Below are 2,852 nucleotides of genomic sequence, written 5' to 3'. Positions count from 1 at the left end.
GGCGAGGACGGTCCGGCTGAGCTGGCCCACCTCCGCCAGCCCGGCCCGGATCGCAGCCGGGCCGGCGGCGAGGTGTTCGCCGCTTGCCACTGAAAAGCCTACTCGCGCAGCGATATTGGCCTCACCCAGTTCGAGCCGCTGGGCGGTCGACAACGACCCCACCCACTCCGGCGGCGGTAGTCGCGGGCGCAGTCGCTGCATCAGGGTCGGACGCACAGCGAGAACACCGACACCACGCGGGCCCGCCATCCATTTGCGCGACGACGCGTAGGCCGCGTCGGCGCCCACCGAGCAGTCCACCTGACCGAGCGCCTGCGCCGCGTCGACGACAAGTGGCAGCCCCAAGTCGCGACACAGCCGCGCCATCTGTTGCAGCGGCTGCACCACCCCGCGGTGGCTGGCCACCGCGGTCAGGTGGACCAGGTCCGGCGGGTCGGCGGCCAGGCTGAGCGCCGCCTCGTCGATCGCGACCCGGCCCTCGGCGTCGGTCGGTAGCGTCCGGCGGGCGAAGCCGTGCACGGCCATCAACGCGAGATTGGGGCCGTATTCGCCGGGGAGGCAGGCCAGCGTCCGGCTACCGGGCGGCCAGCTCGACAACAGCAGGTCCAGTGCATGCTGCGAGCCGGTGGTGAACACCACGTCCGCGTCGGGCATGCCGGCGAGTGCGGCCACCGCGGTCCGTCCCGCATCGACGACGGTTGTGGCCGCTTCGGCCGCCACGTATCCGCCGACCTCGGCCTCATGCCTGGCATGCCGGGCCGTCGCGTCGAGCACGGCAAGGCTCTGCCGTGAACAAGCGGCGCTGTCCAGGTGTAACCCGGCGACCGGCGGGCGCGCCGCCCGCCAGGCGTCGGCCAGGCTGGCGCTCACTTGACCGAGAGCGACAATCCGAAATCGTCGGCGGCGTCGGTCCACCACCGAGTGAGCTGCAGACCCGCCTGCGCCAGTTCGTCGGCCACCGCAGCCGCCCGGAATTTGCAGGACACTTCGGTGAGCACCCGCTCGCCGGTACTGAAATCGACGACCAGGTTCAGCGCACCGATGTGCACTCGCTGGGCCCCTTCGGCCTCCAGCCACATTTCCATTCGCTCTTCTGCCGGGTTCCAGGTGGCGACATGCCGGAACGCATCAACATCGAAGTCGGCGTTGAGTTCTCGGTTGATCACCGCCAGCACATTGCGGTTGAACTGCGCCGTCACTCCGGCGGCGTCGTCGTACGCCTGAACGAGCCTGCCGGTGTCCTTGACCAGGTCGGTGCCCAGCAGCAGGCTGTCGCCGGGCTGCAGCACATCCGCCAACGTTGCCAGGAATTCGCTGCGCGCGTCGGGAGCGAGGTTGCCGATGGTCGAGCCCAAGAACGCGAACAACCGGCGGCCGCCGCTCGGGATTTTGGCCAGGTGCTCTTCGAAATCGCCGCACACCGCTGCGATTTCGACACCGGGATACTCGCGCTGGATAGCGGCCCCGGCCGCCGACAGCATACTGGCGTCGACGTCGAACGGCACGAACCTGCGTAACGCGCCGCCCTGCCGCAGTGCGCCCAGCAGCACCCGCGTCTTCTCGGAGGTTCCACTGCCCAACTCGACCAACGTGTCGGCCCCGGTGACCGATGCAATCTCCGCAGCGCGGTCACGCAGGATCTCCGCCTCGGCGCGGGTCGGATAGTACTCGGGCAGCCTGGTGATCTGATCGAACAAATCGCTGCCAACCGAGTCATAGAACCACTTGGGCGGCAACGACTTCGGCGAACTCTGCAGCCCCTCGCGCACATCACGGCACAATGCCTCGTACGCCGAGTCAGCGGCCAGGTGGTTGGACAACGTCAGCGTCATCAATTTCCCTTCGGTGAGTTCAGCGCAGTCAACGTGACACGGTCGGTGGTGACCTCGACAAGATGGCGGTCCGGGACGTCCTCCCAGCCGGGCTGGTCATCGTACGGCTCACTGGCCAGCACCACGCCGTCATCGCGTCGCAGAATCGCCAGGGTATCTCCCCAGGTCGTGGCAAGCAGTCGAGAACCGTTGCCCGCCAAGATGTTCAATCTCGCATTCGGGTCATCGGCGCCCACCTCGGCGATCGTCTGACCTAACGCATCCAGCCCACGGGCGAATACCAACGCCGCGAGAATGGCGCTGTCGCAGGTTGATTCGGCGGCTGCACTGGCGGACAGCACATCGCGATCGACAACCCCGTTATGCGACAGCAGCCACTGCCCGTCGGTGAACGGCGCTGTCGCGCTGGCTTCGATCGGCATGCCAACTGTTGCCGAACGCACCGCTGCCACCACGCAGTGGCTGCGCAGCGCCGGTGCGACGGACGCGAACGAGACATCGCCCCACAACGGCGCGGCACTGCGCCATCGCCGCGGCGTCTCGCCGTCGAAAAAGCCCACGCCCCAACCGTCGGCGTTCATCAACCCGTGCTTTTGCCGGCGCGGAGCATACGACTGCACCCGCAGACCGTGCGGCGGGTCGAGCACCAGCGAGGAGACCGAGGCTTCGCGTCCCAGCCAGCCGAGGTGACGGCACATCAGCGGCGGCCCCCTGCATCGCTGTCGACCGACCAGGCCAGCCGGACCCCGGAGAAGATCTGCCGCCGGTACGGGTGATCCCAGTTGCGGAAGCTGGGCCGCACGATGGCCGACTCGACTGACCATGCGCCGCCGCGGAGCACCTTGTAGTCGCCGCCGAAGAACGGCTCGGAGTAACGCTGGTAGATCATCGGGGTGAAGCCCGGCCACGGCTCCAGTTCTGAGCTGGTCCATTCCCATACGTCGCCGAGCATCTGCTCGACGCCATATGCCGACGCTCCGGCGGGATAGGCCCCGACCGGGGCCGGGCGCAGTGCGTCAC

General features: G+C 68.2%; 4 protein-coding genes. All 4 read right to left on the bottom strand.

Annotation, left to right across the window (positions count from 1 at the left end):
- Nucleotides 1-870, bottom strand: an 870-nt coding sequence (gene egtE, locus WAO18_RS25360; protein WP_422208976.1) for an ergothioneine biosynthesis PLP-dependent enzyme EgtE, incomplete at its 3' end; no start/stop codon positions are given.
- Nucleotides 867-1,832 (bottom strand): L-histidine N(alpha)-methyltransferase, encoded by a 966-nt coding sequence (gene egtD, locus WAO18_RS25355; protein WP_422208975.1) that lies wholly within the window; start codon nt 1,830-1,832, stop codon nt 867-869. The genes egtD and egtE, both read right to left, overlap by 4 nt.
- Nucleotides 1,832-2,530, bottom strand: coding sequence for an ergothioneine biosynthesis protein EgtC (egtC, locus tag WAO18_RS25350; RefSeq protein ID WP_422208974.1), 699 nt, complete (start codon nt 2,528-2,530; stop codon nt 1,832-1,834). Before egtC ends, egtD begins: the two co-directional genes overlap by 1 nt.
- On the bottom strand, nt 2,530-2,852 hold a 323-nt coding region (locus WAO18_RS25345), incomplete at its 5' end, for an SUMF1/EgtB/PvdO family nonheme iron enzyme (protein WP_422208973.1). The genes WAO18_RS25345 and egtC, both read right to left, overlap by 1 nt.

The sequence above is a fragment of the Mycobacterium sp. genome (assembly GCF_049278535.1).
Taxonomy (GTDB): Bacteria; Actinomycetota; Actinomycetes; order Mycobacteriales; family Mycobacteriaceae; genus Mycobacterium.
This window is presented reverse-complemented; position numbering and strand designations above follow the sequence as displayed.

Bases quoted from the DNA above. Each gene is read 5' to 3' on its own strand.
- egtC (WP_422208974.1), bottom strand. From the start codon at position 2,530: ATGTGCCGTCACCTCGGCTGGCTGGGACGCGAAGCCTCGGTCTCCTCG.
- egtD (WP_422208975.1), bottom strand. From the start codon at position 1,832: ATGACGCTGACGTTGTCCAACCACCTGGCCGCTGACTCGGCGTACGAG.